This window comes from Paracidovorax konjaci (assembly GCF_900112675.1).
In the GTDB taxonomy this organism is placed as follows: domain Bacteria; phylum Pseudomonadota; class Gammaproteobacteria; order Burkholderiales; family Burkholderiaceae_C; genus Paracidovorax; species Paracidovorax konjaci.
Genome location: NZ_FOMQ01000011.1, coordinates 124,344 through 147,795, shown reverse-complemented (window position 1 = coordinate 147,795; position 23,452 = coordinate 124,344). Strand labels below are relative to the sequence as shown.

General features: G+C 64.4%; 17 protein-coding genes and 4 tRNA genes. 4 read left to right on the top strand and 17 right to left on the bottom strand.

Features of this window, described 5'->3' with window-relative positions:
* Positions 1 to 18: 18 nt before the first annotated feature.
* Positions 19 to 1,446, bottom strand: coding sequence for an FAD-binding oxidoreductase (locus BM144_RS16475; RefSeq protein ID WP_092954503.1), 1,428 nt, complete (start codon positions 1,444 to 1,446; stop codon positions 19 to 21).
* An 87-nt stretch (positions 1,447 to 1,533) separates the two neighbouring features.
* Positions 1,534 to 1,977: a DUF2069 domain-containing protein gene (locus BM144_RS16470; protein WP_092954500.1), complete on the bottom strand. Its 444-nt coding sequence runs from the start codon at positions 1,975 to 1,977 to the stop codon at positions 1,534 to 1,536.
* Between the two features lie 21 nt (positions 1,978 to 1,998).
* On the opposite strand from BM144_RS16470, the gene BM144_RS16465 reads away from it, so the two are divergent.
* Positions 1,999 to 3,279, top strand: coding sequence for a YihY family inner membrane protein (locus BM144_RS16465; RefSeq protein ID WP_092954497.1), 1,281 nt, complete (start codon positions 1,999 to 2,001; stop codon positions 3,277 to 3,279).
* Positions 3,280 to 3,313: 34 nt separating this feature from the next.
* On the opposite strand, the gene hpnE is transcribed toward BM144_RS16465, so the two are convergent.
* The 12 genes from hpnE to BM144_RS16405 form a co-directional block, all read right to left on the bottom strand.
* A complete protein-coding gene (gene hpnE, locus BM144_RS16460) occupies positions 3,314 to 4,660 on the bottom strand; it encodes a hydroxysqualene dehydroxylase HpnE (RefSeq protein WP_092954494.1) in 1,347 nt (448 codons plus the stop codon).
* 80 nt (positions 4,661 to 4,740) lie between these two features.
* Entirely contained in the window at positions 4,741 to 5,583 is an 843-nt protein-coding gene (hpnD, locus tag BM144_RS16455) for a presqualene diphosphate synthase HpnD (RefSeq protein WP_092954638.1), read from the bottom strand.
* Positions 5,584 to 5,784: 201 nt separating this feature from the next.
* Positions 5,785 to 5,860 (bottom strand) — tRNA-Gly (locus BM144_RS16450).
* Between the two features lie 108 nt (positions 5,861 to 5,968).
* A tRNA-Cys gene (locus BM144_RS16445) sits at positions 5,969 to 6,042 on the bottom strand.
* Positions 6,043 to 6,097: 55 nt separating this feature from the next.
* Positions 6,098 to 6,173, bottom strand: a tRNA-Gly gene (locus tag BM144_RS16440).
* 87 nt (positions 6,174 to 6,260) lie between these two features.
* On the bottom strand, positions 6,261 to 8,690 hold the full coding sequence (gene lon, locus BM144_RS16435; protein ID WP_092954491.1) for an endopeptidase La: 2,430 nt from the start codon (positions 8,688 to 8,690) through the stop codon (positions 6,261 to 6,263).
* A gap of 155 nt (positions 8,691 to 8,845) precedes the next feature.
* Positions 8,846 to 10,111, bottom strand: coding sequence for an ATP-dependent Clp protease ATP-binding subunit ClpX (clpX, locus tag BM144_RS16430; RefSeq protein WP_092954488.1), 1,266 nt, complete (start codon positions 10,109 to 10,111; stop codon positions 8,846 to 8,848).
* A 102-nt stretch (positions 10,112 to 10,213) separates the two neighbouring features.
* The gene (gene clpP / locus BM144_RS16425; protein ID WP_092954485.1) at positions 10,214 to 10,822 is read right to left on the bottom strand and encodes an ATP-dependent Clp endopeptidase proteolytic subunit ClpP; all 609 of its coding nucleotides are present in this window, start codon (positions 10,820 to 10,822) and stop codon (positions 10,214 to 10,216) included.
* A 123-nt stretch (positions 10,823 to 10,945) separates the two neighbouring features.
* On the bottom strand, positions 10,946 to 12,256 hold the full coding sequence (gene tig / locus BM144_RS16420; protein ID WP_092954482.1) for a trigger factor: 1,311 nt from the start codon (positions 12,254 to 12,256) through the stop codon (positions 10,946 to 10,948).
* A 75-nt stretch (positions 12,257 to 12,331) separates the two neighbouring features.
* Positions 12,332 to 12,418, bottom strand: a tRNA-Leu gene (locus tag BM144_RS16415).
* A 128-nt stretch (positions 12,419 to 12,546) separates the two neighbouring features.
* Entirely contained in the window at positions 12,547 to 15,738 is a 3,192-nt protein-coding gene (locus tag BM144_RS16410) for an efflux RND transporter permease subunit (RefSeq protein WP_092954479.1), read from the bottom strand.
* A gap of 9 nt (positions 15,739 to 15,747) precedes the next feature.
* Positions 15,748 to 17,001: an efflux RND transporter periplasmic adaptor subunit gene (locus tag BM144_RS16405; RefSeq protein ID WP_092954476.1), complete on the bottom strand. Its 1,254-nt coding sequence runs from the start codon at positions 16,999 to 17,001 to the stop codon at positions 15,748 to 15,750.
* 165 nt (positions 17,002 to 17,166) lie between these two features.
* Here BM144_RS16405 and hpnC point away from each other — a divergent pair, with 165 nt between their 5' ends.
* Complete coding sequence (hpnC, locus tag BM144_RS16400) at positions 17,167 to 18,036, top strand: squalene synthase HpnC (RefSeq protein ID WP_092954635.1); 870 nt, start codon at positions 17,167 to 17,169, stop codon at positions 18,034 to 18,036.
* Between the two features lie 153 nt (positions 18,037 to 18,189).
* Here the strand turns inward: hpnC and BM144_RS16395 are convergent, their stop codons facing one another.
* The 3 genes from BM144_RS16395 to BM144_RS16385 all read right to left on the bottom strand — a co-directional run bounded on the left by BM144_RS16395 (position 18,190) and on the right by BM144_RS16385 (position 20,271).
* Positions 18,190 to 18,855, bottom strand: a complete 666-nt coding sequence (locus BM144_RS16395) for a hypothetical protein (RefSeq protein ID WP_092954473.1) — start codon at positions 18,853 to 18,855, stop codon at positions 18,190 to 18,192.
* Positions 18,852 to 19,406, bottom strand: coding sequence for a pesticin C-terminus-like muramidase (locus BM144_RS16390; RefSeq protein ID WP_092954470.1), 555 nt, complete (start codon positions 19,404 to 19,406; stop codon positions 18,852 to 18,854). The genes BM144_RS16395 and BM144_RS16390 overlap by 4 nt, the downstream gene beginning before the upstream one ends.
* 382 nt (positions 19,407 to 19,788) lie before the next feature.
* Positions 19,789 to 20,271: an Hcp family type VI secretion system effector gene (locus BM144_RS16385; RefSeq protein WP_092954467.1), complete on the bottom strand. Its 483-nt coding sequence runs from the start codon at positions 20,269 to 20,271 to the stop codon at positions 19,789 to 19,791.
* 566 nt (positions 20,272 to 20,837) lie between these two features.
* Between BM144_RS16385 and BM144_RS16380 the strand changes: the two genes are divergently transcribed.
* Positions 20,838 to 22,820: a serine/threonine-protein kinase gene (locus tag BM144_RS16380; protein ID WP_092954464.1), complete on the top strand. Its 1,983-nt coding sequence runs from the start codon at positions 20,838 to 20,840 to the stop codon at positions 22,818 to 22,820.
* 118 nt (positions 22,821 to 22,938) lie between these two features.
* Complete coding sequence (locus BM144_RS16375; protein ID WP_092954461.1) at positions 22,939 to 23,433, top strand: TssQ family T6SS-associated lipoprotein; 495 nt, start codon at positions 22,939 to 22,941, stop codon at positions 23,431 to 23,433.
* Positions 23,434 to 23,452: the final 19 nt, after the last annotated feature.

Sequence of the window (23,452 nt, the reverse complement as noted above, 5' to 3'; positions counted from 1 at the left end):
GGCGCTCCGGGATTCGCGTCAGGGGCGCCGTGCCAGAACGCGGCCCGGATTGAGCAGCCCGCGCGGGTCCAGCGCCTGCTTGATCGCCCGCATCATCGTCAGCGCGACGGGCGATTGGTAGGCCTCCAGCGTGTCCACCTTCAATTCGCCGATGCCGTGCTCCGCCGAGAACGAGCCGCCGAACCGGGCGACGGCTTCGTACACGAGGTGGTTCACGCGCTTTTCCTCATCGCGCAGGAAGGCCTTGGCATCGCCCTCGGCGGGGGCCTGCACGTTGTAGTGCAGGTTGCCGTCGCCCAGGTGCCCGAAGTTGACCAGCCGCACGCCCGGCACCTCGCGCGCCAGCAGCGCGTCGGCGTATTCGACGAAGGCGGGGATGCGCGAGATCGGCACGGAGATGTCGTGCTTGATGTTGAGGCCTTCCTCGGCCTGCGCGAGCGGGATGTTCTCGCGGATGTGCCAGAGCTGCTGCGCCTGGGACAGGTTCTCGGCCACCACGGCATCGCTCACGCAGCCGTCTTCGAACGCGGTCTCCAGCAGCGCCTCGAAGCGCGCGCGCGCATGCGCTTCGGATTCGCTGTCGGCGTTTTCGAGCAGCACTCCGTAGGGCACGTCCTCCTGGTCGATGAAGGGCACGCGCAACTGCGGCATGTGCCGCGCGACGAGGCCGAGCGCGAAGCGGCCCATCACCTCGAAGCCCGTGAGGCTGGCTCCCAGGTGCTGGTGCGCCATGCCCAGCAGGCGCACGGCGGCTTCCATCGAGGGCACGGCGGCCCAGGCCGTGAGGCTCGCGGCGGGGCGCGGGTAGAGCTTCAGCGTGGCCGCGGTGATGATGCCCAGCGTTCCTTCGCTGCCGATGAACAGGTCGCGCAGGTCGTAGCCGGTGTTGTCCTTGCGCAGGCCCTTCAGGCCTTCCCAGACCTCGCCATGGGGCGTCACCACCTCCAGGCCCAGGCAGAGATCGCGCGTGTTGCCGTAGCGCACGACCTGCGTGCCGCCGGCGTTGGTGGCCAGGTTGCCGCCGATGGTGCAACTGCCCTCGGCCGCGAGGCTCAGGGGGAACAGCAGGCCGGCCTTCTCGGCGACGTCCTGCAGGTTCTGCAGCACGCAGCCGGCCTCGACCGTCATCGTGAGGTTGTCGGCATCGACCGCGCGCACGGCCGCCATGCGCGTGAGGCTCAACACCACCTGCGTGCCGGAGGCATCGGGAATCGAGCCCACGGCCAGCCCGGTGTTGCCGCCCTGCGGCACGATGGGCGCGCCCGCATCGGCGCAGGCCCGCACCACCGCCGCCACCTCGGCCGTGGAGCCGGGGCGCACCACGGCGCGCGCCTTGCCGCGCGAGCGGCGGCGCCAGTCCTGCTCCCAGGCGGTGAGGTCGCCTTCGGTGAGCACGTGGGCATCGCCAACGATCTGGCGCAGGGTATCGATCAGGAAGGTGGACATGGCGGTCGGTCTCGCGGAAACGGGGACGGTAGGGTGAGCGGAGGCGGGCGTCGAAGGGACGGCGGTGGGGGCAGGGCGCACGATCGATCAGCGGTGCGGCGACGGGATAGCGGGCTCCGGGGGGGCCGCCGCCACTGCGGCTGCGCTGCGGGCGCGTGCCTGCCGCTGGCGCAGCCGCACGTGCATCGCGCAGGCCGTGAACAGGCCCAGGCACAGCGCGATCTCGGCCAGCGCCAGCCAGCGGCCCGGCGGTGCATCGCTCCAGGCGCGCACCACGCCCTCGGTGAAGTACAGCCACACCACGAGGCTGACCCAGCGGTAGGTGTACATGCGGTGCTTGAGCAGCCCGGCGAGCGGCAGCGCGAGGGGCAGGGCCTTGAGGGCCAGCCACGATCCGCCGGGCCGCAGCGGTGCGAGCCACAGCTCCCACGCGAGGGACAGCACGATGAGGCCCATCAGGCTCCCCACGGCGAGCCAGCGGGTGGCGGCGATCGAGGGTTCGGGCGGTGTCACGGCAGGGGTCGGGGTCATCGGGGTGGCATCATATCGACCATGCCTTTCGCCCACCTCGCACAGCGCTTCGAAGCCCTGCTCTCGGACCTGTCGCACTTCCCCTGGCGCACCACCGCGCAGACGCTGCGTGAACGCTTCCGGGAAGACCGCCTGGGCCTCACGGCCAGCAGCCTCACCTTCACGACGCTGCTCGCGCTGGTGCCGTTCTTCACCGTGGCGCTGGCGATCTTCACGGCCTTCCCGATCTTCGGAACGCTGCAGACGGGGCTGCAGCGCTGGCTGGTCGACAGCCTGGTGCCCGACAGCATCTCCCGCCAGGTGCTGGGCTACCTGACGCAGTTCGCGGCCAAGGCGAGCGGTCTGGGGGTGGCGGGCTTCTCGATCCTGCTCGCCACCGCCCTGGCGCTCATCCTCACCATCGACCGCACGCTCAACAACATCTGGCGCGTGCCCCGGCTGCGCCCGCTCGGCCAGCGCGTGCTGATCTACTGGGCCGTCATCACGCTCGGGCCGCTGGTGCTGGCGGCCAGCCTCGCGCTGACCACTTCGGTGGCGTCCAGCGCCTCGCGGGGGCTGAATGCCGCGCTGCCCGACAGCGCGCGGCTGCTTTTCGATTCGATCGAATTCATGCTGCTGGCGGGTGGCACCGCGGCGCTGTACCGCTACGTGCCCAACACGCAGGTCCGCTGGCGGCACGCATGGTCGGGCGGGGTTTTCGTCTCCGTGGGCATCGAGGTCGCCAAGAAGGTGCTGGGGCTGTACCTTGCGTCCGTGCCGACCTATTCGGTGCTGTACGGCGCCTTCGCCACGCTGCCGATCCTGCTGGTCTGGATCTACGTGGCCTGGGTCATCGTGCTGCTGGGCGCGGTGGTGGCCGCCTATCTGCCGAGCCTGCTGACCGGCGTGGCACGCACTGCCGGCCAGCAGGGCTGGAGCTTCCAGCTGGCCATCGAAGTGCTGCAGCAGCTGCATGAAGCCCGCGGCACCCGCCGTCGCGGTCTTCCCGCGGGCGAGCTGGCCCAGGCCCTGCGCGTGGATGCGTTGCAGCTCGAACCCGTGCTGGAGGTGCTGGTGGGGCTGGACTGGGTCGTGCAGGTCAACGAGGCCGCCCATGGCGCCGAGGAGGCCGAAGAACCGCGTTACCTGCTGGTGGCGGAAGCCACCACCACGGCGCTGGAGCCGCTCGTGCATCGCTTGCTCATCGAGCGCGGAGAGAGCCTGGAGCGCTTCTGGGGCAACACCGGCCTGGCCGTGCTCAAGCTGGCGGATGTCCTTCCCTGGCCGGGCCGTGGCGCACAAGCGGGCGCCGCGGTAGTTTGATTTGCTATATTTTTAATAGCAAACTATGACCAGATCACAGCGGCATGGAGCGGGTTTGATCCAAAACCTGCTGGCCCGCTGCGGTGCCTGAAAGCACCGCACCCTCCAGCGTGGCGGGGTAGGGGCCTTCCACATAGTCGCCGCAGGCCTGCAGCCCTGGGGCGATCGCTCGCCTGGGGCGTTGCAGGGCGGGCAGGCACGCAAACGTGGCGCGCTTTTCCACCACGGTCTGCACGATCTGCAGGCCCGCTAGCCCGAGCTGGCGCGCCGCCTGCCCGACGACGGCCTGTTCCAGTGCGGCGCGCTCTCCCTCGAAAGCGCTCACCACGAAGGCGAGCAACCCGGGGCTGGCACCCAACCGGCCCCGGTCGAACACGAACTGCGCCGGAGCGCCTGGCCCGTTGCGCAGTGCCACCATCGGGCTAGGCCAGGGCGTGGCAGGGCCTGGCTGGCCGGCCGGCAGCCGGGCATAGACCGTGGCAATGGCGGTGAACGGCAGTGCGCCGGCCGTGGCGGCCCAGGCGCGCAGCGGCGCGGCCTCCGCAGGGGGCAGCGCCTGCGCGGCACCCTCCACGAGCCGCGAGGCTTCCGTGCTGGACGCCGCCAGCACCACGGCGTCGAAAGCTTCGCCGTCCACCTTCCATGGCCCTCCAGCGCCGGATTGGCTGCGTTCCAGGCGCTGTATGCGCCGCCCAGTCTGCACGGGGTGTCCGCGGCCCCGCAACCAATCGGCGGCGGCCTCCGGCCAAAGCGCGCCCAGGTCGCGCCGCGGCAGCAGCAGGTGGGAGCCTCCACGGCCGCTGAAAAGGCTGTCGCGCAGCACCCGCAGGAACACCGTGCCGCTGGCCACGTCGCAAGGCGTGTTCAGCGCGGACACGCACAGCGGATCGATGAATTCACGCATCAGCCGGGCCGGAAGCCCTTCGCAGAGCTGCGCCACGGTGGCCTGGGGGGCGCAGCGAAAGCCGGAGAGCCGCCAGCGTGCCGCGCGGCCCAGCAAAGCGGCGCGCTCCGATACGCTCCAGCCCCGTGCGCTGGCGATTCCCCACAGGGCATCCCAGGGAGGCGGCACATCGGGAAAACGCAGTCCTGAACCGTCGGGGAACACCAGGGCGAGCGGCATGCGCAGCAGGGCCTCGTCCGGATCCACTCCCACCCAGTGCATGAGCCGCAGGCATTCCGCATAGGCGCCGATGAGGATGTGCTGGCCGTTGTCGAGCCGGTGCGGAGCCTGCGCCGCCGCAGGCTCCCCACCCGGGGGCATGGCCCGGCCCCGCCCGCCCAGCATCCGGGCGGATTCATAGACCGAGACGGCATGGCCCGCCTGTGCGGCCGCGATGGCCGCAGCCAAACCGGCCCAGCCGGCGCCGATGACGGCCATCCGGGACACCGCGCTTCAGCCTTCCCGGCGGCCGGAGAAGGGGGTGGAAGCCACGCCATGGACCGCCGTGCGGCGCGGCATCACATGCGCCCCAGCGCCTGCATCTTCCACGCCAGCCACAGCTTGCGCAGCGGCGTGAGCGCGATACGCTGGTGCAATACCTGGAACTGGTCGCGCTCGATTTCGCGCAGCAGCGTGCGGTAGATGCTGGCCATCATCAGCCCGGGCTTCTGCGCCCGCCGTTGCTCCGGCGGAAGCAGCGCCAGCGCCTGGTCGTAGAGGTCGTGGGCGCGTTCGGCCTGGAAGCGCATGAGGGCGGTGAAGCGGTCTGAATACTGGCGCTTGAGGATCTCGTGCGCCTTCACGTCGAACTGCTGGAGTTCGGCCACCGGCAGGTAGATGCGGCCCATCATCGCGTCTTCGCCCACGTCGCGGATGATGTTCGTCAACTGGAATGCGAGGCCGAGCGTGTGGGCGTACTCCACCGTGCGTTCGTCGGCCGGCCCGAATATGCGCGCCGCCACTTCGCCCACGATGCCCGCCACCTGGTGGCAGTACCGCGTAAGCCCCGGGAAATCCAGGTACCGGGTCTGCTCCAGATCCATTTGGCAGCCGTCGATCACCGCCTGCAGGTGCCGCTCCTCGATGCCGTACAGCCCCGTGTGCGGCATGACCGCTTGCATCACCGGGTGCGTGGGGGGCTGGCCGGCGAACGACTTGGCCACTTCGGCCTGCCACCAAGCCAGCTTGGTGCGTGCAACGCCGGCATCGGACACCTCGTCCACCACATCGTCCACCTCGCGGCAGAACGCGTAGAACGCCGTGATGGCCGCCCGCCTGGGAGGCGGAAGAAAGAGAAATGCGTAGTAGAAACTGCTGCCGGAAGCTGCGGCTTTTTGTTGGACGTACTGTTCCGGTGTCATGGAGGGCGATTGTCCCATGCGGCGCTGCGGTCTTGCGCGGGGCCGCGGCTGAGAAGAGGGCGGTTGGAGTCCGGCGACGGGAGCGCGGCCCGGGAAAGTCTGGCGACGCTGGCCTGAGAAAAGACGTTTGCCGCCGACAAAAAGAAAAAGGCCCTTTCGGGCCTTTTTGAATTGAACATCGCTGTTGCGTGTCCAAATGATTGGAGCGGGAAAAGAGTCTCGAACTCTCGACCTCAACCTTGGCAAGGTTGCGCTCTACCAACTGAGCTATTCCCGCATTGCTCGCTGTTCATTGCTAAACAACAAGCCTCAAATTGTAGCACCATTTTTTGATGCTTTTGCCAATTTTTGGCTGCCCATCGAAAGAGCAGGCCACTTCAGTATCTGGAGGCGCGGGCCGGAGTCGAACCGACCTACACGGATTTGCAATCCGGTGCATAACCGCTTTGCTACCGCGCCGAAGATGCTTTCCTTGGCAAAAAGGGGAAGCTTCGGCTTCCCCTTTTTTGGAGTTTGGAGCGGGAAAAGAGTCTCGAACTCTCGACCTCAACCTTGGCAAGGTTGCGCTCTACCAACTGAGCTATTCCCGCATTTACCGAAGCCTTGCATTCTACAACGTTTGGCATCGATGGGATGAATTGTAGCGCACTTTTCTGGTGGTCCAGAAAAAGTTTGCCTCAATGCTTCACCGACGCCCCTGCCGCGGCCGATGCCTCCCGGTTCTCACGCGCCGTGATGGCCGCTGCGATCTCTTCTTCGGTCAGCGCAATGGGCTTGCGCTCCAGCGCCACCTCGAGCACCTTGTCGATCCATTTCACCGGGACGATCTCCAGCCCGCTCTTCACGTTGTCGGGGATCTCCTGCAGATCCTTGACGTTTTCTTCCGGGATGAGCACGGTCTTGATGCCGCCGCGCAGCGCGGCCAGCAGCTTTTCCTTCAGGCCGCCAATGGCGGTGACTTCCCCGCGCAGGGTGATCTCGCCGGTCATGGCCACGTCGCCGCGCACCGGAATGCCCGTCAATGCGGAGACGAATGCAGTTGTCATCGCGGCACCCGCGCTCGGACCATCCTTCGGTGTCGCGCCGTCCGGCACGTGAATGTGAATGTCGCGTTTCTCGAAGGCCTCATCCTTGATGCCGAGAAGGTGCGCACGGCTGCGCACGACCGTGCGCGCGGCTTCCACCGATTCCTTCATCACATCCCCGAGCGATCCGGTACGGGTGATCACGCCCTTGCCCGGCATCGTGGCCGCTTCGATGGTCAGCAGGTCGCCGCCGACTTCCGTCCAGGCCAGGCCCACGACCTGGCCGACCTGGTTCTGCTGCTCGGCACGGCCATAGGTGTATTTGCGGACGCCCAGATAGTCCGGAAGGTTGTCGGCAGTCACCACGACCTGGGGTTGCAACTGCTTGAGTTGCAGACCCTTCACCACCTTGCGGCAGATTTTGGAAAGCTCCCGCTCCAGCGACCGAACACCCGCTTCCCGCGTGTAGTAGCGGACGACATCGCGCACCGCACTTTCCGTAACCTGCAACTCCTCGTCCTTGACGCCGTTGTTGCCCATCTGCTTGGTCAGCAGATACTTGATGGCGATGTTCGTTTTTTCGTCTTCCGTGTAACCGGACAGGCGAATCACTTCCATCCGGTCCAGCAGGGCCGGCGGAATGTTCATCGAATTGGAGGTGGCCACGAACATCACGTCGCTGAGGTCGAAATCCACCTCGACATAGTGATCGCCGAATTTATGGTTCTGCTCGGGATCCAGCACCTCCAGCAAAGCGCTGGAAGGATCGCCGCGAAAATCCGTGCCCAGCTTGTCGATCTCGTCCAGCAGGAAGAGCGGATTGCGGGTGCCGACCTTGTTGAGGCTCTGCAGCACCTTGCCTGGCATGGCTCCGATATAGGTGCGGCGGTGGCCGCGGATCTCTGCTTCGTCGCGCATGCCGCCGAGCGCCATCCGCACGTACTTGCGCCCCGTCGCCTTGGCGATCGACTGACCCAGCGAGGTCTTGCCCACGCCAGGGGGGCCCACCAGACAGAGGATGGGGGCCTTCACCTTGTCCACGCGTTGTTGCACCGCAAGGTATTCAAGGATGCGGTCCTTCACCTTGTCCAGGCCGTAGTGGTCCTCGTTCAGCACCCCTTCGGCATTGGCCAGGTCGTGCTTGATCTTCGTGCGCTTGCTCCACGGCAGGCCGGTGAGCACTTCGATGTAGTTGCGCACCACCGTGGCTTCCGCCGACATGGGCGACATCAGCTTGAGTTTCTTGAGCTCGGCGTCGGCTTTCTTCCGGGCCTCCGCGGGCATTTTGGCGGCCTTGATCTTTTTCTCGATCTCCTCGATATCGGCGCCTTCTTCGCCTTCGCCCAGTTCCTTCTGGATCGCCTTGACCTGCTCGTTCAGGTAGAAGTCGCGCTGGTTCTTTTCCATCTGTCGCTTGACCCTGCCGCGGATCTTCTTGTCGACATTCAGAATGTCCACTTCGCGGTCGAGCTGCTCGAAGAGGTTCTCAAGACGGCTCTTCACATCGGCCAGATCCAGCACCGCCTGCTTGTTCTCGAGCTTGAGCGGCAAATGTGCCGCGATGGTGTCGGCCAGCCGGCCTGGATCGTCGATGCTGGCGATGGACGTCAGGATTTCCGGCGGGATTTTCTTGTTCAGTTTGACGTACTGATCGAACTGTTGCATCACCGCCCGGCGCAAGGCCTCGATTTCACTCGGCTTGTGCTCTCCCTCGGTGGCCTCCACTGGCGTCACCGTGGCGGTGAAGTGCGTCTCGTGGTCTTCGATCGAGGTCACGCCCGCCCGTTGCTGCCCCTCCACCAGCACCTTCACCGTGCCGTCCGGGAGTTTGAGCATCTGCAGGATCGTGGAAACGCAGCCCACGTCGAACATGTCGGAAACCAGCGGCTCGTCCTTCGCCGCCGTCTTCTGCGCCACGAGCATGATTCGGCGGTCGGCATCCATGGCCAGTTCCAGTGCCTTGATGCTCTTGGGGCGGCCGACGAAGAGCGGTATCACCATGTGTGGAAACACCACCACATCGCGCAAGGGGAGCAAGGGAAGGTCGAGTGGAGTGGCGGGCAGGGGGGTATGTCCGGACATGGGAATCCTCATAAAGCTGAGTGGAATATGGTCCACTCGCCGATATTTTCAACCCGCAGCGCACCATCTTCGGCGCTGCGGTTGCCTCGGCCAGCCCCGCAGGCTGGCGGCCACACGATGCACCCCTGCGATACGGGGTGAGAGACGGGCTGGATTCAGGCCTTCTTCGCCGCTTCGCGATAGACGAGCAGCGGGGCCTTGTTCTCTTCGATGGTGGACTCATCCACCACGACCTTTTCCACATTGCTGGCGTTGGGAAGGTCGAACATGGTGCCGATCAGGGATTGCTCCAGGATCGACCGAAGTCCGCGGGCGCCGGTCTTGCGGGCCAGGGCCTTGCGGGCGATCGCCTTGAGAGCCGCCGGGCGGATTTCCAATTCCACGCCTTCCATTGCCAGCAGCTTGCTGTACTGCTTGACGAGCGCATTCTTGGGCTCCGTGAGGATCTGGACCAGCGCGTCTTCGCTGAGTTCAGCGAGAGCGGTGACCACAGGCATGCGGCCGACCAGTTCGGGAATGAGACCGAACTTGATGAGGTCTTCGGGTTCGATTTCGGTGAAAACCTCGGTGAGCGAACGCTGCTTCTTGCTCTTCACCGCGGCACCGAAACCGATGCCAGATGCTTCCGTGCGGTTCTCGATCACCTTTTCGAGGCCTGCAAATGCGCCTCCGCAGATGAACAGGATGTTGGTCGTGTCGATCTGCAGAAAATCCTGGTTGGGGTGCTTGCGGCCGCCCTGGGGTGGAACGCTCGCCATCGTTCCCTCGATCAGCTTCAGCAGGGCCTGTTGCACACCTTCGCCCGACACGTCGCGCGTGATGGACGGGTTGTCGGACTTTCTGGAGATCTTGTCGATCTCGTCGATGTACACGATGCCCCGTTGCGCGCGCTCGACTTCGTAATTGCAGCTCTGCAGCAGCTTCTGCACGATGTTCTCGACGTCTTCGCCCACGTAGCCGGCTTCCGTCAGGGTCGTGGCGTCCGCCATCACGAAGGGCACATCCAGCATGCGCGCCAACGTTTGCGCCAGCAGTGTCTTGCCCGAACCCGTGGGGCCGATCAGCAGGATGTTGCTCTTCGCCAGTTCCACCTCGTCCTTGCCGGCCTTGTCCTTGTGGCGCAACCGCTTGTAGTGGTTGTAGACCGCCACAGCGAGGGTGCGCTTGGCAAATTCCTGCCCGATGACGTAGTTGTCGAGGTTCGACTTGATTTCCGACGGCGTGGGCAGATCGCCACGGGCGTCCCGTGCCCCTTCGGCGGCTGGAAGCTCGTCACGAATGATTTCATTGCACAGGTCGATGCACTCGTCGCAAATAAAAACCGACGGGCCGGCGATCAGCTTTTTCACTTCGTGCTGGCTCTTGCCGCAGAAGGAGCAATAGAGGGTTTTTTCGCTGGAAGAGCCTTTTTTCTCGGCCATGTGGGCATTGCCTCGTGTTGCAGAAACGATTGGCGGGATGATAACGAAATAGAAAGCGGCGTCTTCCCGGGGGGAAAACGCCGCCCGGTAGCCCGTTTCGCGTCAGGGCCGCTTGGCGACCACCTGATCGACGAGGCCGTAATCCTTGGCTTCGTCGGCGGTCAGGAAGTAGTCGCGTTCCGTGTCCGCCTTGACCTTGTCCAGTGGCTGCCCCGTGCGGTCGGCCAGGATGCGGTTCATCTGGTCCTTGGTACGCAGGATGTCGCGCGCATGGATCTCGATATCCGTGGCTTGGCCCCGGGCGCCGCCCAGCACCTGGTGGATCATGATCTTCGAATTGGGCAACGAGAACCGCTTGCCCTTGGCGCCAGCCGCAAGCAGGAAGGCACCCATGCTGGCTGCGAAGCCGAGGCACATCGTGGAAACGTCCGGCTTGATGAACTGCATCGTGTCGTAGATGGCCATGCCGGCCGTGACGCTGCCGCCCGGAGAGTTGATGTAGAAGGAAATGTCCTTGTCGGGGTTTTCACTCTCGAGGAACAGCAACTGCGCCACCACCAGATTGGCGGTCTGGTCATTGACCTCACCGATCAGGAAGACGATCCGCTCCTTGAGCAGGCGTGAATAGATGTCGTAGGACCGCTCGCCGCGTCCCGACTGTTCGATGACCATGGGAATCATGCCCAGGGCCTGTGTTTCCAGTGCGCTCATGTGATCTCCAGTCATGCAGATACTGTACCGAGAAATGAATTGGGGCCTGTGCTCGCCAGCACAAGCCCCATATTGCCGGGATGGTCCGGCCGGCGGGCGGCGGCATCCTGTGCCGCCGTGGCATCAGCCCTGGCCCATCAGGTCGTCGAAGGCAATGGCCTTGTCGGTCACCTTGGCTTTGCCCAGCACGAAATCGGTCACGTTGTTCTCGATGACGACGGCCTCGACTTCGGCCAGGCGCTGGCGGTCGCCGAAGTACCAGCGGACCACGTCCTCGGGCTTCTCGTAGCTGGCGGCCAGTTCGTCGACATGGGCCTTGAGCTGCTCGGGCTTGGCGTGGAGTTCGTTGGCGCGCACCAGTTCGGCCACCACGAGGCCCAGCCGCACGCGGCGCTCGGCCTGTGGACGGAACACGTCTTCGGGAATCTCGGCCTTGTCGGCATCCTTCACGCCGCGCTGCTTCAGGTCGGCGCGGGCACCTTCCAGAAGGCGTGCGATTTCGGACTGCACGCTGGCGTTGGGCAGATCCAGCTCGGCCTTCGAGACCAGCGCTTCCATCACGGCCTGCTTGTTGCGAGCCAGCAGTCGGAACTTGACTTCCCGCTCGAGGTTCTTCTTGATGTCGGCGCGCAGGCCTTCCACGGTGCCGTCGGCAATGCCCAGCGACTTTGCCAGCTGTTCATTCACTTCGGGCAGGTGGGCGGCTTCGATCTTCTTCACGGTGACGAGGAAGTCGGCCGTCTTGCCTGCGACATCCTTGCCGTGATAGTCCTCGGGGAAGGCCAGCGGGAAGGTCTTGCTTTCGCCGGCCTTCATGCCACGAGCGGCGTCCTCGAATTCCTTGAGCATCTGGCCTTCGCCCACCAGGAACTGGAAGTCTTCGGCCTTGCCGCCGGAGAAGGTCTCTCCGTCGATCTTGCCTTCGAAGTCCACGGTAACGCGATCGCCGTCTTCTGCTGCCGTGCCTTGTGCGCGCTGTGCGAAGGTACGGCGCTGCTTGCGCAGGATGTCGATCGTCTTGTCGATGGCGGCGTCCGTCACTTCGGCAGAGAGCTTGTCGATCTCGGCCGTGGCCAGGTCGCCGATCTTCACTTCCGGGAACACTTCGAAGATGGCGTCGAAGGTGATCTGCCCTTCGGGAGCGCCGTCCTTTTCGGTGATGCGGGGCTGACCGGCCACGCGCAGGTTGGCTTCGTTGGCGGCCTGGGCAAAGGCTTCACCCACCTTGTCGTTCAGCACTTCGTACTGCACGGAGTAGCCATAGCGCTGTGCAACGACATTCATCGGCACTTTGCCCGGACGGAACCCGTCCATCTTCACCGTGCGGGCTAGGCGCTTGAGGCGCGAGTCCACTTCCGTCTGGATGGTGGTCAGGGGCAGGCTCAGCGTGATCTTGCGCTCGAGCTTTTCAAGGGTTTCAACAGTAACGGCCATGGCTCTTCCTCTATGAAATGGGACCGTGACAGCCGTCCCGTGCTGTGTGCTGGGACTGCCTCACCGTGTTGTTCGTGGTGCGCGGGGGGGGACTCGAACCCCCACACCATTGCTGGCGTCAGGACCTAAACCTGGTGCGTCTACCAATTTCGCCACCCGCGCTTCTTTTTCAACTCGCTGTTTCCAGCTGGCTACCGATAAAAAGCGGCGGATCCAGAGGACCGCCGCTTCGTGAAATTGGTCAACCTTCGATTTTACCCTGTCCCCGGACGCGTTCCGGATTAGGCAGTCTACGGGTGCTCCCGTTCAGGTCGCCGGACCCGGAACCAGGCCGCATACATGGCGGGAAGCGCCAGCAGCGTGAGCACGGTCGCCACGATGAGTCCTCCCATGATGGCCACGGCCATCGGGCCCCAGAAAACGCTGCGCGACAGCGGAATCATGGCCAGTACGGCAGCCGCGGCGGTAAGCACGATCGGGCGAAGACGGCGTACCGCGGACTCCACGATCGCGTCCCAGGCCGGTATGCCGCGCGAGCGGTCGCTCTCGATCTGGTCGATGAGGATCACGGAATTGCGCTGGATCATGCCCATGAGCGCGATCACCCCGAGGAGTGCCACGAAGCCGAACGGCCGGCCCAGCAGCAGCAGCGCCCCCGCCACGCCCGCGATGCCGAGCGGACCTGTGAGGAAGACCAGCACGGCGCGGCTGAAACTGTGCAACTGGAGCATCAGCAGCGTGAACGTGATGAACAGCATGATCGGCACGCCGGCTGCGATGGAGGCGGAGCCCTTCGAGCTTTCCTCGACGGCACCCGCTACATCGATCCGGTAGCCCGTGTCTCCCGCCGCGTGCCACTTCGCTTCCAGTTGCCGCAGGCCGGGCAGCAGTGCTTCCGTGACCGTGGCGCCCTGCAGGCCTTCGACGACGTCGCCCTGCACGGTGATGGCGTACTCGCGATTGTGCCGCCACATGACGCCCGGCTCCCAGGCGAATATGGGCCTGGCGATCTGCGTCAACGGGATCGCCTGTCCGGAGGCCGTGGGCAGGTAGGCATTGGCGATGTCCGTGATCGCCCGGCGCTCGTCGGCCGGCTGGCGGAAGACGATGTCGATGAGCCGGTCGCCTTCCCGGTACTGGCCCACGGTCGTTCCGGTGAAAACCGTGCGGGCTGCCTGTGCGATGGACTGGCTGGTCACGCCCAGCGCGCGCGCCTTGTCCTGGTCGATTTCGAGTCGCATGGTCTTCACGGACTCGTTCCAGTTGTCGTTGACCCCCTGCATCTGCGGATGCTCGCGCAGGACGGCCCGGACTTCGTCGGCATGCACGCGCAGCCGGTTCGGATTGCTGCCGACGATGCGGAACTGCACGGGGTAGGCCACCGGCGGCCCGTTGGGCAGCAGCTTGACGCGGGCCCGGATCTCGGGGAACTCCTGCGCCAGCATCGCGGGCAGGGCGTGGCGCAGCGATTCACGGCGGGCGAGGTCGTCCGGCAGCAGGATGATCTGCGACACGTTGGTCTGCGGAAACACCTGGTCCAGCGGTAGGTAGAACCGGGGCACGCCCGAGCCGACCCACGTGCTCACCGAAGCCACGCCGGGCTCCGCCAGGAGCCGTTTTTCGACGCGCCGCAGGACCTCTTCGTTCGCGGCGAACGAAGTGCCCTCCGGGAACCACGCGTCGACCAGGATCTCCGGCCGGCTCGAATCGGGAAAGAATTGCTGCTGCACGCGCCCCATGCCCACGATCCCCAGCACGAACAGCAGCAGCGTGATCCCGATGGTGAGCCAGCGGTGCTCCACGCACGCGTCCACCGTGCGGCGGAAAGCGTTGTAGAAGGGGCTGTCGAAAACTTCATGGGGACCGCCGGCGTTGGCTTCTCCGGGGCTGGCGTGCGTTTCCGCCAGGGGATGCGCGGGCACCTTGAGCAACAGCGTGCCCAGGTAGGGCACGAAGTACACCGAGACGAACCACGACAGTACGAGCGCGATCACGGTGACCGCGAAGATCGCGAACGTGTATTCGCCCGTGACCGATTTGGCGAGTCCGATCGGCAGGAAGCCCGCGGCGGTGATGAGCGTGCCGGTGAGCATCGGCATGGCCGTGATCTCGTAGGCGAAGGTGGCCGCGCGCACCTTGTCGTAGCCTTCCTCCATCTTCCGCACCATCATTTCGACCGCGATGATCGCGTCGTCCACGAGCAGCCCGAGCGCGATGATCAGCGATCCGAGGGAGATCTTGTGCAGGCCGATGTTCCAGTACGACATCGCCAGGAAGGTCACGGCCAGCACCAGGGGAATCGTGATGCCCACCACGAGGCCCGGGCGGACGTCGAGCGTCCAGCGCCGCCACAGCGGGTGGTTGCCGGGGCGCTTGTGCAGGCCCAGGCTCAAGAAGCTCACGGCCAGCACGATCACCACCGCCTCGATCAGCACCTTGACGAATTCGCTGACCGACGATGCCACGGCGCGGGGCTGGTCCTGGACGTTCACGAGCCGCACACCGGCGGGCAGCGTCTGCTCGATGCGGCGTGTCGCTTCGTGCAGGGCTGCGCCGAGCCGGACGATGTCGCCGCCCTTGGCCATCGACACGCCCAGCGCGACGACCTCCTGCCCCTGGTGCCTCACCTTGATGCTCGGCGGCTCCACGTAGCCGCGCCGTACTTCGGCGATATCGCCCAGGCGCAACTGCGCGCCCGACGCGCCGCGGATCGGCATGGCGCGCAGTTCGTCCACCGCACGGAACTGGCCCGCCACGCGCACCTGCACCTGGTCCTGGGGTGTCTGGACGGTGCCCGCGCTCTCGACGGCGTTCTGCTGCCCGAGCTGGTTCAGCACCTGGTTCATGTCCAGGCCCAACTGTGCGAGACGTTTCTGCGAGATCTCGATGTAGATCTTCTCGTCCTGGATGCCGAACTGCTCGACCTTGGCCACGTCCTTCACGCGCAGCAGTTGCTGGCGCACGTCGTCCGCGAACGTCTTCAGTTCCGCGGGAGTGAAGCCCTCTGCTTCGAGTGCGTAGATCACTCCATAGACATCGCCGAACTCATCGTTGAAGAAAGGGCCCTGGATGCCCTGGGGCAGGGTGCCTCGCATGTCGCCGATCTTCTTGCGCACCGTGTACCAGACGCCCGCGACATCGCCGGGCGGCGACGAGTCCTTGATCTCGAAGATGATCTGCGACTCCCCAGGCTTGGAATAGCTGCGCATGCGGTCGGCATAGGGCACTTCCTGCAGTGTGCGTTCGAGCTTGTCGGTGACCTGTTCGGCCACCTGCTGCGCGGTGGCGCCCGGCCAATAGGTGCGCACCACCATCGCTCGGAACGTGAAGGGCGGGTCTTCGTCCTGCCCCAACTGGAAGTAGGCTGCGATGCCCAGCACCATGAGCACCACCATCAGGTAGCGCGTCAGGGCAGGGTGGTCCAGCGCCCACTTGGAAAGGTTGAAACCCTCGGAGGGTTGCGGCTTCTTGTCGTGCTCCATGGTTCGCCTTCAGCGGGTCGGTGCCGAAGCGGCGGACGGTGGTGCGGATGCCACGGGTTTTGCTATGTTATTTGTAGCAATATTTCCAGTGTTTGTGGCGGCATCGGGCTGTTTTGGTTGATAGACCTGCACCTTCTGCCCTGGCGACAGCACATGCACGCCCGCGGCGACCACCTGCATGCCGGGCGCAAGCCCTGCGCCCACGACGGCTTCGTTGCCGTCGGCGCGCGCGATCTGGATGGCTTGCGAGCGCACCGTGCCGCTCGCGGCGTCATACACCCAGACGGCGGTCTGCTGGCCCTCCTGGCGCAATGCGCTGGTCGGCAGCTTGATGGCTTGCGGGGTTTCGCTGCCTGCCGATGCGGGAATGACGTAAGCCGTCGATCCGAGGGGGGGCGGAGTCTCCGAATCGATGGCGACCTTGACCAGGAAGGTCCGGGTCACCGCATCGGCGCTGGCCGCCACTTCGCGCACCCGCCCGGGCAAGGCCTCGCCACCCGACCAAGTGCGTACGGACACGGCCTGCCCTGCGCGCATGCGGGAAACCCTGTCCTCAGGCACGGAAAACACCACGTCGCGCGGGCCGTCCTGCGCGATGCGGACCACCGGGGTGCCGGCGGCAACGACCTGGCCCGGCTCCGCATCGATGCCCGTCACCACGCCTGCCGTGTCGGCCACCAGCCGCGTGTAAGTGGCCTGGTTGCCTTGAGAGGCGAGTTGCGCACGGGCCTGATCCAGCGAGGCTTCGGCGGCCTTCAGCGTGGCGGACCGGCGGTCCAGTTCCGCGCCGCTGATGAAGTTCTGCGCCTTCAGTGCAGAAAAGCGCTGGTAGTCCGCGGCCGCCAGGTCCCGCTGCGTCTGGGCGGATGCCACCTGCGCGCGTGCCGCATCCGCGGACAACTGGTAGTCGCGCGGATCGATCTGGGCAAGCACTTGCCCTGCCTGCACCCGCTGCCCCAGTTCCGCCTGCCGCTGAACGATCTTTCCCGCCACCCTGAAGCCGACGCGCGACTCGACGCGGGCCCGGACATCGCCCGCGTATTCGAATTGGGTGTGCAGCGGCGATGCGCCCACGGTCAGCAGCTTGACCGCACGGATGGGCTCCGGCGGCGGCTCGGCCCGTGAGCAGGCGGCCAGCACAGCCACGGCCCCGGCAGCGGCGGCCCATCGCCATCCCGACAGCAGGTTCCATGAAAAAGCCCCGGGGAGGGGCTGGGGCGTACTGGAAAGCGTAACGTTCCGGAGCGGCGCAAGGGGCGGCATGGTGGTGTCCCGGTGAAAGGGATGGAGTGTTAATGACTGATTGGTTAGTAATCTAGGTGAAAGGCTCGGCGACTGTCAAGCGACAATCGCGCCGTGTCCAAGCTTCCCGCCCCCCCGCCGCATTCCGCTCCCGACGTGTCCGGGCAAACCGGCTCCCCCGTGCCGATGCATCAGCCTCGGGACACTGCGCCTGACGCGGTTGCTTCTCCTGTCGAGCATTACGAAAATTTCCCGGTTGCCTCGTGGCTCTGTCCTCCTGCACTGCGCGCGCCGATCACGGCGATCTATGCGTTTGCCAGGACGGCCGACGACTTGGCCGATGAAGGCGATGCCACCGCCGATGAACGTCTGGAAGCCTTGGCCGAATACACGCGGGAGTTGCACCGGATCGCCGCTGGTCAGCCGCCGCAGGGGCGTTGGAAGCCGGTGTTCGGGCCGCTGCAGAGCGCCATGCGCACCCATTCGCTTCCTGTGGAGCCGCTGGCGGACCTTTTGAGCGCCTTCGTTCAGGATGTGGTCAGGACGTCCGCGGGTATGGCCTATGCCGACCGGGACGCGCTGCTGGACTACTGCCGCCGATCCGCCAACCCGGTGGGGCGGCTGCTGCTGCATCTTTATGGAGTCGGTGACGCCCTCGCGCTTCGCCGCAGCGATGCCATCTGCACTGCGCTGCAGCTCATCAATTTCTGGCAGGACCTGAGCGTGGATCTGCCGCGGGGACGGCACTACCTCACGGATGCCGATCTGGCCCGCTTCCATATCGATCGTGCGTCACTCCAGCGGCAGCCGCTGACGCCCGAGGCACGCGCCTTGGTGGCCGACAACGCCCACTGGGCGCGGGCGCTCATGAACGAAGGAGCACCGCTCGTGCACCAGTTGCCCGGCCGGGCGGGATGGGAGTTGCGCCTGGTCGTCCAGGGAGGTCTGCGCATTCTCGACAAGGTGGATGCCCTGCGCGGAGAAAGCCTTGTGCGCCGCCCCGTACTCGGGGTTTGGGATTGGATGCGGATGGCAGCCCGCGCTGTGGCGATGTGAGTTCGGCGAAGTAGTGTGCGCACCCTCGGGCAGGTATGGGGCGCCTCGACATTTTCACCACGCGCCAATGGTGATCCCGGCATGGTCCCCCTGGAGGAGAAGAGAAGGCCTTGTCTTCCGCCTCGGAGGTCCATGCACGGGTTGGAAAAACCCTTATCGGGGCGAAGCGGATACCGTGTAGAGACCCGCAGATGAGCGGGGCGGGTGCACGACGATGTTGTTGTATCCCCGGTAAGACCCGTTCTTCAATTCATCCGTTACCCAAACGATCAGGTCCTGCTTCTTGCCCTTGCCCTGGTCGATGATGCCGACCACCTCCAATCGGAAGAATTGGTCCGGGGTTTCCACCTGGACAGCGTTGCCTTTGGATTGGGCGGTGCCTGGAAGCAGCGTCTTCAACGTGTGATGCTTGCCATCGGCGCGGTTGCGCAAGGACGAGGGGAAGGACCGCAGGTCCAGCTTTGCGTGCAGGGTCTTGGCCAGGCGGCCCGCGGTCGATGCCTTGCCAGCCACGAAGGGCTTGTCGGCAACCAGGCGCATGCTGTCGCAAAGCAGGTATTCGCTTCGGATTTCGAAATTGCGCGTCGACTCGACGGGCTTAGTTTTGGCCAGAAGCTCCGAGTATTCGGCGCAATTCTTGGCTGACGAACCATTCTCGAATGCCAGCGGAGACCGCTCTGCGGTTTGGGATGCCTTGGGGTTTTGCAGTGCCGACAGCAATTCCGGGTTGGTGATCTGCACGACACCGGCCTCTTTGTCCGCGGCCTGCAGGGAGCCGGACACAATCACGGCAATGGCTAGGGCGATCCAGCGTTTCATTTGATTTTCTCCAGCAAGGCGGCTTCCTTGCCGCGGCGGGTGGGATACACATCCCCGAAGTTCTTGAGCAGCTTGGTGGCCTCCGTCCAGTCCTGTTCGGTGACAGCTTTCCAGAACTTGGGTGTGGCGGAGTTCAAGTTCACGCCGTATTGGAAAGACACCGAAGCGATGACAGTCTGCGCTTCGGCTGGCAGGTCGATGAAACTCTTCTTGGGCGACGCCGTGTCGTACTTCAGCTTGACACTGGCAATGTGGCTGGCCTTGGTGGCCTTGTCGATGGATTCCGCCTCGGCCGCGCTGATCGTCAATGGAGTTTTTTCGATCAGCTTCTTGGCATCGGCGCCCTTGCTGGTGAGGTAAGGCTTGAGCTTCTCGATCAGGTGGCTGCCCAGCCCCAGATTCTTCAGATCGTTTTCGGACCGTTGGCCCAGGTCGAACCCGGTCGCGATGGTCACGCCGCTCTTGCTGACGTTCGCAGCGGGCACATAACCGGTGGTCTGAGAGCCGCCCTCCAGGGCACTCAAGAATGAATAGTCGATTTGTTCTGGCATTTTCTGGATAAAGGTGGTCGGTGGCTGCCGTACCTGCGGAGTGAATGCCCTGGATGGGCAATGGGCGCCGCCGGAATCACAAGCCCGCACGTTCCGAAGGCGCTGGATTGCGCCGCGATATGGGGCTGGGGATTGGATTGGCGAGCCGCAGTTATCGGGGAGATTCTCCGCTCGAGGCGTGAATACCCGATGGACTGACTGGCATTGTTTTCACGGTTCTCGGGTAAACGGAATCCCGATATGGCGGTGAAATCGGCTACGCGGTAATTTGCCGGGAATCTTAGCAATTCCATCATTTGGATAATGTGAAATCATCAAATCCACGGCAATAAAAAAGCCGGAGCCTTGTACGGAACTCCGGCTTTGCAAGAAAAAGGGAAGCTTAGGCTTCCTTGTTTTCCTTGATGTTGAAGCCCATTTGGCTCTCGGCGCCCTTGCCGCCCTGGTTCGTCTGCTCCCAGTACTGGGTCTTGATTTTGGCTGCCTGGAAAGCGTAATCCACGAGGACGGCATCGCTGCCATCGGTACCGCTGACGGTCACGCTGGTCACCAGCACATCGGTCAGCGTGATCTTGCCGAACTCGATCTGCGTACCGCCGGCCTTGCACAGCGAGATTTCCACTTGGCCCAAGTGCTTGCCGGTGGCGCAATGCTTCAGAACTGCCGGATAGGCCTTGTCCACCTTGGCGACGACGTTCAGATCATGGAAGGTCACCTTGCCGGCGCCGGCGCCGCTGCCAGTGGCCATGGAGTTCGGCTGGGTTGCACCCCAGGTGAAGGAGCGGATGTCAGTCCAGCTCTTGTGGTTGGAGTCCTGCGACTCACCACTGGCGCCTTCGACCTTCATGAACATATCGACTGACATGGAGTGTTTCCTTTTAATTGACTGCGCATTGGCGCATGAAGAAATGAAAATGGACCAATTTGCTCTCGATGCGGCATAAGTGGCCCGTGACGAACGGGGCGCTCGTGGAGATTGCCAGTTGCCATAATCACCTTCTGCGTTTCCCCCCTCCCGAGAGTTACGCGAATGTGCCGGCCGGCGGCTTTCCCGAATGCCTAGTTGCGCCGGCGATCATAGGGGCCGGCTAAGGCGTTTGGAAATACTCCAAGTTTCAACATTGTCTTGCGGTGGGAAACAAAGGAAACAATTTGTCTTTTTTCTCGACGATGTGACGGTTATCTAGGGTCTGTCACATGTTCCCGTTACACTTGCGCGTTTCCGTGGGAGGCCGGCTGGCTCGCACGGCAGGAAACGATAAAACGGCGGATGGCAGGTATCTTGCGCATCTCTACACAGTAAAAACAGCCGCCCGGGAGTGATGCCTTGACTTTGGTGCTCTATGTGCAGGAAGAGCCGAGGATCCTTAGGGAGGTAGCGGACACGGCCGATGATTTTCGTGCCTGCCGTGGTGCTTAGAAGCGTGACTCATGCACAAGGAATTCAGTGGTTCTGCGAACTGTCTAGGCCCTGGCGCACACGTCGGCGAGTACCGGCTGAGTGACGTTGTCGGCGAAGGTGGATTCGGCATCGTCTACAAGGCGCGCGACCTGAGCCTCGACCGCGTCGTCGCCATCAAGGAATACATGCCCGCAACGCTTGCGGGACGCAAGGAGGGCAACGAAGTCCACGTGCGCTCGCAGCACCGCGGGGCTTTCGATGCGGGCCTGCGCAGCTTCATCAACGAAGCGCGCCTGCTGGCCAAGTTCTCTCATCCTGCGCTGGTTCACGTCTATCGGTTCTTCGAGGCCAATGGGACTGCATACATGGTCATGCAGTACTACGAAGGCCAGACATTCCGGGCGTTTCTGGGCCAGCAGCACACGATGGACGAGCAGTGGCTGTCTGCCATCCTCGTTCCCATCCTGGATGTGCTGGAGATGCTGCACGCGGCCGATTGCTACCACCGCGACATTGCGCCGGACAACATCTTTCTCCAGGAGTCCGGCATGCCGGTGCTGCTGGATTTCGGAGCCGCGCGCCGCATCATCGGAGACATGACCCAGGCGCTGACCATGGTGCTCAAGCCCGGCTTCGCCCCGATCGAGCAGTACGTGGACGACGGCGCCATGCCCCAGGGCGCATGGACCGATATCTACCAGTTGGGCGCGGTGCTGTACCAGGCGATCACGGGCCGCCCTCCGGCGACGTCGGTGGCGCGCATGATCAATGATCCGCTGACCACGTTGACCCCCGAGAGCTGTCCTGGCTTCAGCGCGCAATTCCTGTATGGAGTCCAGCGCGCCTTGTCGGTAAAGCCCCAGGATCGGCCCCAGAGCATTGCCGAATTGCGGCACTTGCTGGGCCTCAAGACCGTGACCATTTCCTGGCCGCATGCGTCGGCGGCTGCGGCGGGAGCCGAAGTGGCTGTGCGGACTGCAGAGGCCGGTGCGGAGGCTGGATTCGCGGCCGCGGCAGTCACCAAGCGGCCCGTCGAAGCGGTGGCGTCCATCATCCCGTCTCATCTGCCCCAGCCTTCTTCCGCCAGCGTCAGTGCCTTTGGCGGAGCAGTGGCCGAGGGCGCGGATGTCGACGCCGGAATGGCGCCAACACAGCCCATGCCTTTGTCGGAGATTCCGCCACCCAGCGCGAACACGCGTGTCGCGCCGGGCTCCTCTGTTCCGCAGGAAGAGGTCCACGCAGCGAGCGCACCCCCTCCTGCATCGGCGCCTTCAAAACCCAAGGCGCCTTCCTTGGGCCGTGAGGCCGCTTCGCGGCCGGCCTGGCTTGTTCCGGTTCTGGCTCTGGTCGTGGTGCTGCTCATCGGTGGGGTGTGGTGGACGGTGCAGGCTTCCAGTGAGGCTGCAGCACGCGAAAAAATGGAAGTGCAGGAGGCGAGCCAGTGGGAGTTGGCTTCACGGCTGAATACAGTGGACTCCGTACAGGCCTATCTGAGTGCTTTTCCGAACGGTGCTCACCGGATGCAGGCCGAAGAAGCGCTTACGCGGTTGACTGCTCGCTCGCTGCAGGCTTCATCGGCCCCGACAGAAAATGCTTCGGCTCCCGCGGCCATGCCTCCGGCGGCGGTATCCACGCCCGTGGCTGTGGCGGAGCCGCCGGTGGCGCGTGCCAGCGCTGCGATCGCCGCAGTGTCTGCCCCCATACCGGTGCAGCCTGCTGCGCCGCTGCCTGCGGCCTCGGTGCCTCCCGCGGAAGATCCCTCGCGGGCACAACGTGCAGCCGCTCGAGGGAGCGAGGCGGAAAGCACGGGTCGGGTCATCCTGAGAATCATGCCGTGGGGCAATGTCACGGTCGACAGAATTCCGGCAGGCACTACACCACCCCTGACGCAATTGACTCTGGCCGAGGGCTTTCACCGGATCGAGATTTCCAATCCGGCGTCGGAGACGATCGTCCGAATGGTTCAGGTACGGAGGGGTGAATCCGTGGTGGTGACCCACAAGTTCGAGTGATAGGTGCCAGTTGCATCTCTGCGGAGTGCAACTGTCGCATGTGGAATAGACCCGTGGTCTGCTGCGCCCCCACCTCGGTGGCGGGACGGGCAGCCACCATTTTTTTGACGAGGAGAGCATGGCAACAAAACTGAAGCTCATTGGGGGAGCGTGTCTGCTGGGTGTGCTGCTTAGCGGTTGCCAGACGACACCGCCTGGCACGGCGGGGGCTGCAGGCCAGGCATCTTCGGAGGCGGCTGCGGGCACGGAGTCGAAAGAGGCGGCCAAACCCAAAGATCCGGCCACCTTGAAAGAGGAAGCGCTGGCGCAGGCGTTGGATATCTATGCCGATGGCAGGTACGACGAAGCCATTGCTGCCCTGACGCCGCTCAGCACTGCACCGGAGTTGGTGCCGGCGTCACAGGTCAAAGCCTTCAAGTTCATCGCATTCAGCCACTGCGCACAGGGGCGGCTTCGTCAATGCCGCCAGAATTTCGAGACTGCGCTGCAGCAAGATCCCAATTTTCAGCTGAGCGATGTGGAAAAAGGGCACCCGGTCTGGGGCAAGGAATTCAACGCAGCGCGGGCTGCCGTCGCGGCGCGCAACAAGCGCACCGGGAAGAAGGCGCCATGATCTGCATGGGTGACACCCG

Bases quoted from the DNA above. Each gene is read 5' to 3' on its own strand.
- BM144_RS16475 (WP_092954503.1), bottom strand. From the start codon at position 1,446: ATGTCCACCTTCCTGATCGATACCCTGCGCCAGATCGTTGGCGATGCC.
- BM144_RS16470 (WP_092954500.1), bottom strand. From the start codon at position 1,977: ATGACCCCGACCCCTGCCGTGACACCGCCCGAACCCTCGATCGCCGCC.
- BM144_RS16465 (WP_092954497.1), top strand. From the start codon at position 1,999: ATGCCTTTCGCCCACCTCGCACAGCGCTTCGAAGCCCTGCTCTCGGAC.
- hpnE (WP_092954494.1), bottom strand. From the start codon at position 4,660: ATGGCCGTCATCGGCGCCGGCTGGGCCGGTTTGGCTGCGGCCATCGCG.
- hpnD (WP_092954638.1), bottom strand. From the start codon at position 5,583: ATGACACCGGAACAGTACGTCCAACAAAAAGCCGCAGCTTCCGGCAGC.
- lon (WP_092954491.1), bottom strand. From the start codon at position 8,690: ATGTCCGGACATACCCCCCTGCCCGCCACTCCACTCGACCTTCCCTTG.
- clpX (WP_092954488.1), bottom strand. From the start codon at position 10,111: ATGGCCGAGAAAAAAGGCTCTTCCAGCGAAAAAACCCTCTATTGCTCC.
- clpP (WP_092954485.1), bottom strand. From the start codon at position 10,822: ATGAGCGCACTGGAAACACAGGCCCTGGGCATGATTCCCATGGTCATC.
- tig (WP_092954482.1), bottom strand. From the start codon at position 12,256: ATGGCCGTTACTGTTGAAACCCTTGAAAAGCTCGAGCGCAAGATCACG.
- BM144_RS16410 (WP_092954479.1), bottom strand. From the start codon at position 15,738: ATGGAGCACGACAAGAAGCCGCAACCCTCCGAGGGTTTCAACCTTTCC.
- BM144_RS16405 (WP_092954476.1), bottom strand. From the start codon at position 17,001: ATGCCGCCCCTTGCGCCGCTCCGGAACGTTACGCTTTCCAGTACGCCC.
- hpnC (WP_092954635.1), top strand. From the start codon at position 17,167: ATGCATCAGCCTCGGGACACTGCGCCTGACGCGGTTGCTTCTCCTGTC.
- BM144_RS16395 (WP_092954473.1), bottom strand. From the start codon at position 18,855: ATGAAACGCTGGATCGCCCTAGCCATTGCCGTGATTGTGTCCGGCTCC.
- BM144_RS16390 (WP_092954470.1), bottom strand. From the start codon at position 19,406: ATGCCAGAACAAATCGACTATTCATTCTTGAGTGCCCTGGAGGGCGGC.
- BM144_RS16385 (WP_092954467.1), bottom strand. From the start codon at position 20,271: ATGTCAGTCGATATGTTCATGAAGGTCGAAGGCGCCAGTGGTGAGTCG.
- BM144_RS16380 (WP_092954464.1), top strand. From the start codon at position 20,838: ATGCACAAGGAATTCAGTGGTTCTGCGAACTGTCTAGGCCCTGGCGCA.
- BM144_RS16375 (WP_092954461.1), top strand. From the start codon at position 22,939: ATGGCAACAAAACTGAAGCTCATTGGGGGAGCGTGTCTGCTGGGTGTG.